The organism is Variovorax sp. GW821-FHT10D07 (assembly GCF_059415325.1).
Genome location: NZ_JBWKMZ010000036.1, coordinates 1 through 5,610, shown reverse-complemented (window position 1 = coordinate 5,610; position 5,610 = coordinate 1). Strand labels below are relative to the sequence as shown.

Here is a 5,610-nt window from a genome sequence, read left to right as displayed (position 1 = left end):
AAAAGCTGTGCATAATCGAGGGCTTCGCTGGACGGCTTCAGCGGCGGATGACGGAAGTTGTTCTGCTGGTGGTTGAAGGTGAAGAGGTTGAAAAAAGTTTGACGGTTCTTTAAAAATCGTGTTAGACTACAAGGCTTCGCTGATCGCAGCGAGCAAGACGAAGTAAACGATGAGTTGCTTCGGAGATCGTTAAAAAATTACAGCCGATAAGCGTGGGCGTTTGAAGGTAATTGCGTAAGTTCTTCGGAACAAGTCGCAAGACTTAAAACGCTCATGAGAATAGAAGTGAAGTTCACTTCAATTCCGTTTTTGTGAGTTTTGCTTGATCGCGAGATCAGGCGCAAATCAAGATCGAACTATAGAGTTTGATCCTGGCTCAGATTGAACGCTGGCGGCATGCCTTACACATGCAAGTCGAACGGCAGCGCGGGAGCAATCCTGGCGGCGAGTGGCGAACGGGTGAGTAATACATCGGAACGTGCCCAATCGTGGGGGATAACGCAGCGAAAGCTGTGCTAATACCGCATACGATCTACGGATGAAAGCAGGGGATCGCAAGACCTTGCGCGAATGGAGCGGCCGATGGCAGATTAGGTAGTTGGTGAGGTAAAGGCTCACCAAGCCTTCGATCTGTAGCTGGTCTGAGAGGACGACCAGCCACACTGGGACTGAGACACGGCCCAGACTCCTACGGGAGGCAGCAGTGGGGAATTTTGGACAATGGGCGCAAGCCTGATCCAGCCATGCCGCGTGCAGGATGAAGGCCTTCGGGTTGTAAACTGCTTTTGTACGGAACGAAACGGCCTTTTCTAATAAAGAAGGCTAATGACGGTACCGTAAGAATAAGCACCGGCTAACTACGTGCCAGCAGCCGCGGTAATACGTAGGGTGCAAGCGTTAATCGGAATTACTGGGCGTAAAGCGTGCGCAGGCGGTTATGTAAGACAGTTGTGAAATCCCCGGGCTCAACCTGGGAACTGCATCTGTGACTGCATAGCTAGAGTACGGTAGAGGGGGATGGAATTCCGCGTGTAGCAGTGAAATGCGTAGATATGCGGAGGAACACCGATGGCGAAGGCAATCCCCTGGACCTGTACTGACGCTCATGCACGAAAGCGTGGGGAGCAAACAGGATTAGATACCCTGGTAGTCCACGCCCTAAACGATGTCAACTGGTTGTTGGGAATTCACTTTCTCAGTAACGAAGCTAACGCGTGAAGTTGACCGCCTGGGGAGTACGGCCGCAAGGTTGAAACTCAAAGGAATTGACGGGGACCCGCACAAGCGGTGGATGATGTGGTTTAATTCGATGCAACGCGAAAAACCTTACCCACCTTTGACATGTACGGAATTCGCCAGAGATGGCTTAGTGCTCGAAAGAGAACCGTAACACAGGTGCTGCATGGCTGTCGTCAGCTCGTGTCGTGAGATGTTGGGTTAAGTCCCGCAACGAGCGCAACCCTTGTCATTAGTTGCTACATTCAGTTGGGCACTCTAATGAGACTGCCGGTGACAAACCGGAGGAAGGTGGGGATGACGTCAAGTCCTCATGGCCCTTATAGGTGGGGCTACACACGTCATACAATGGCTGGTACAAAGGGTTGCCAACCCGCGAGGGGGAGCTAATCCCATAAAACCAGTCGTAGTCCGGATCGCAGTCTGCAACTCGACTGCGTGAAGTCGGAATCGCTAGTAATCGTGGATCAGAATGTCACGGTGAATACGTTCCCGGGTCTTGTACACACCGCCCGTCACACCATGGGAGCGGGTTCTGCCAGAAGTAGTTAGCTTAACCGCAAGGAGGGCGATTACCACGGCAGGGTTCGTGACTGGGGTGAAGTCGTAACAAGGTAGCCGTATCGGAAGGTGCGGCTGGATCACCTCCTTTCTGGAAACAAGCAATTTAATTTAAACGCCCACACTTATCGGTTGTTGGAAGAAGTCGGTTGTCTTCGATTTCGAAGATGATTGGCGAATGGGTCTGTAGCTCAGCTGGTTAGAGCACCGTCTTGATAAGGCGGGGGTCGTTGGTTCGAGCCCAACTAGACCCACCAAATCTTCTGATATCTCGTGTGTGAGAGTTTGGGGGATTAGCTCAGCTGGGAGAGCACCTGCTTTGCAAGCAGGGGGTCGTCGGTTCGATCCCGTCATCCTCCACCACAACCAATAATCGGTTCCATCGGAACGTTTCAACACCAAAGCGGCTTCCTGCGAAAGCATGAGGCTTCTTTGTTGTTGATCAGGATCTCTTGATCAATCGGCTGTTCTTTAAAAATTCATAGAGTTGAATCAGCGTTGCTGACGGAAAGAGCTTCATGGCTCACCGTGCCGTCAGCAACTTGAATTTTTGATTGCGTCAATATGAACTTCAATTTCGAGTCAAATCGATTTATGAAGACGGCATAACGCGCCAGGTGAAAGACCTGGCAATTCCTTGATTGACTTTGGTTTCTGTGAAGAAACGTCAAAGTTATAGGGTCAAGTGAATAAGAGCACGTGGTGGATGCCTTGGCGATGATAGGCGACGAAGGACGTGATAGCCTGCGATAAGCTTCGGGGAGCTGGCAAATTAGCTTTGATCCGGAGATTTCCGAATGGGGAAACCCACCGAAAGGTATCGCATAGTGAATACATAGCTATGCGAGGCGAACCGGGTGAACTGAAACATCTCAGTAGCTCGAGGAAAAGACATCAACCGAGATTCCGAAAGTAGTGGCGAGCGAAATCGGAAGAGCCTGCTAGTGATAGCACAAGACTTATCAGAACGGCTTGGAAAGGCCGGCCATAGTGGGTGACAGCCCCGTACGTTAAAAGACTTGTGTGGTACTGAGCTAGCGAAAAGTAGGGCGGGACACGTGTAATCCTGTCTGAATATGGGGGGACCATCCTCCAAGGCTAAATACTCATCATCGACCGATAGTGAACTAGTACCGTGAGGGAAAGGCGAAAAGAACCCCGGGAGGGGAGTGAAATAGATCCTGAAACCGCGTGCTTACAAAAAGTAGGAGCCCGCAAGGGTGACTGCGTACCTTTTGTATAATGGGTCAGCGACTTACATTCAGTGGCAAGGTTAACCGAATAGGGAAGCCGTAGAGAAATCGAGTCCGAATAGGGCGATCAGTCGCTGGGTGTAGACCCGAAACCAAGTGATCTATCCATGGCCAGGATGAAGGTGCCGTAACAGGTACTGGAGGTCCGAACCGACTAGTGTTGCAAAACTAGCGGATGAGCTGTGGATAGGGGTGAAAGGCTAAACAAACTTGGAAATAGCTGGTTCTCTCCGAAAACTATTTAGGTAGTGCCTCAAGTATTACCTTCGGGGGTAGAGCACTGTTTTGGCTAGGGGGTCATGGCGACTTACCAAACCAAGGCAAACTCCGAATACCGAAGAGTACAGCTTGGGAGACAGAGCACCGGGTGCTAACGTCCGGACTCAAGAGGGAAACAACCCAGACCGCCAGCTAAGGTCCCTAAAATTGGCTAAGTGGGAAACGAAGTGGGAAGGCTAAAACAGTCAGGATGTTGGCTTAGAAGCAGCCATCATTTAAAGAAAGCGTAATAGCTCACTGATCGAGTCGTCCTGCGCGGAAGATGTAACGGGGCTAAGCCAGTTACCGAAGCTGCGGATTTGCAATTTATTGCAAGTGGTAGGAGAGCGTTCTGTAAGCCTGTGAAGGTGCGTTGTAAAGCGTGCTGGAGGTATCAGAAGTGCGAATGCTGACATGAGTAGCGTTAAAGGGGGTGAAAAGCCCCCTCGCCGTAAGCGCAAGGTTTTCTACGCAACGTTCATCGGCGTAGAGTGAGTCGGCCCCTAAGGCGAGGCAGAGATGCGTAGCTGATGGGAAACAGGTCAATATTCCTGTACCGATATACAGTGCGATGTGGGGACGGATCTTAATAGGTCATCCGGGTGTTGGATATCCCGGTTTAGTTGGATGTAGGCGTGCATTAGGCAAATCCGGTGCACATATACCGAGGCCAACGATCGAGCGAGCTTGCTCGCGAAGTGACTGAACGAGGTTCCAGGAAAAGCCACTAAGCTTCAGCTGTATACGACCGTACCGCAAACCGACACTGGTGCGCGAGATGAGTATTCTAAGGCGCTTGAGAGAACTCAGGAGAAGGAACTCGGCAAATTGACACCGTAACTTCGGAAGAAGGTGTGCCCTATTAGTGTGAAGTGAACAACGGAGCATGAATGGGTTGCAAAAAATCGGTGGCTGCGACTGTTTATTAAAAACACAGCACTCTGCAAACACGAAAGTGGACGTATAGGGTGTGACGCCTGCCCGGTGCTGGAAGATTAAATGATGGGGTGCAAGCTCTTGATTGAAGTCCCAGTAAACGGCGGCCGTAACTATAACGGTCCTAAGGTAGCGAAATTCCTTGTCGGGTAAGTTCCGACCTGCACGAATGGCGTAACGATGGCCACACTGTCTCCTCCTGAGACTCAGCGAAGTTGAAATGTTTGTGATGATGCAATCTCCCCGCGGAAAGACGGAAAGACCCCATGAACCTTTACTGTAGCTTTGTATTGGACTTTGAACAGATCTGTGTAGGATAGGTGGGAGGCTTTGAAGCAGGGTCGCTAGATCTTGTGGAGCCAACGTTGAAATACCACCCTGGTGTGTTTGAGGTTCTAACCTAGGTCCATTATCTGGATCGGGGACAGTGCATGGTAGGCAGTTTGACTGGGGCGGTCTCCTCCCAAAGCGTAACGGAGGAGTTCGAAGGTACGCTAGTTACGGTCGGACATCGTGACGATAGTGCAATGGCATAAGCGTGCTTAACTGCGAGACTGACAAGTCGAGCAGATGCGAAAGCAGGACATAGTGATCCGGTGGTTCTGTATGGAAGGGCCATCGCTCAACGGATAAAAGGTACTCTGGGGATAACAGGCTGATACCGCCCAAGAGTTCATATCGACGGCGGTGTTTGGCACCTCGATGTCGGCTCATCTCATCCTGGGGCTGTAGCCGGTCCCAAGGGTATGGCTGTTCGCCATTTAAAGAGGTACGTGAGCTGGGTTTAAAACGTCGTGAGACAGTTTGGTCCCTATCTTCCGTGGGCGCTGCAGATTTGAGGAAGCCTGCTCCTAGTACGAGAGGACCGGAGTGGACACACCTCTGGTGTATCGGTTGTCACGCCAGTGGCATTGCCGAGTAGCTAAGTGTGGAAGAGATAACCGCTGAAAGCATCTAAGCGGGAAACTCGTTTCAAGATGAGATCTGCCGGGGCCTCGAGCCCCCTGAAGAGTCGTTCAAGACCAGGACGTTGATAGGTCAGGTGTGGAAGCGCAGTAATGCGTTAAGCTAACTGATACTAATTGCTCGTGCGGCTTGACCCTATAACTTTGATCAGAAGATCAAGGTGTTATGCCAAGTTGACGCATTCAAAATACATTCAAATAACGCCTAAGCGCGTGCTGATTCAAAACTCTATGAATTCGTCTGGTTGATCACGTGATCAGCCAGGCAACCCTTTATGCCTGATGACCATAGCGAGTTGGTCCCACTCCTTCCCATCCCGAACAGGACAGTGAAACGACTCAGCGCCGATGATAGTGCGGGTTCCCGTGTGAAAGTAGGTCATCGTCAGGCTCTTACAGCC

At 51.0% G+C, this 5,610-nt stretch carries 2 tRNA genes and 3 rRNA genes; all 5 read left to right on the top strand.

The annotated features are described in order from the left end of the window. The first annotated feature begins 353 nt into the window (after positions 1-353). The 5 genes from AC07PU_RS42440 (at position 354) to rrf (ending at position 5,600) form a co-directional block, all read left to right on the top strand. Positions 354-1,888, top strand: a 16S ribosomal RNA gene (locus AC07PU_RS42440). Positions 1,889-1,977: 89 nt separating this feature from the next. Next, positions 1,978-2,054: transfer RNA gene (locus tag AC07PU_RS42435), tRNA-Ile, on the top strand. Between the two features lie 30 nt (positions 2,055-2,084). Continuing rightward, positions 2,085-2,160 (top strand) — tRNA-Ala (locus tag AC07PU_RS42430). A gap of 316 nt (positions 2,161-2,476) precedes the next feature. Continuing rightward, positions 2,477-5,347, top strand: a 23S ribosomal RNA gene (locus tag AC07PU_RS42425). A 140-nt stretch (positions 5,348-5,487) separates the two neighbouring features. Further along, positions 5,488-5,600: ribosomal RNA gene (rrf, locus tag AC07PU_RS42420) — 5S ribosomal RNA — on the top strand. The 16S, 23S and 5S rRNA genes sit together here with 2 tRNA genes alongside, the layout of an rRNA operon. The last annotated feature ends 10 nt before the right edge of the window (positions 5,601-5,610 follow it).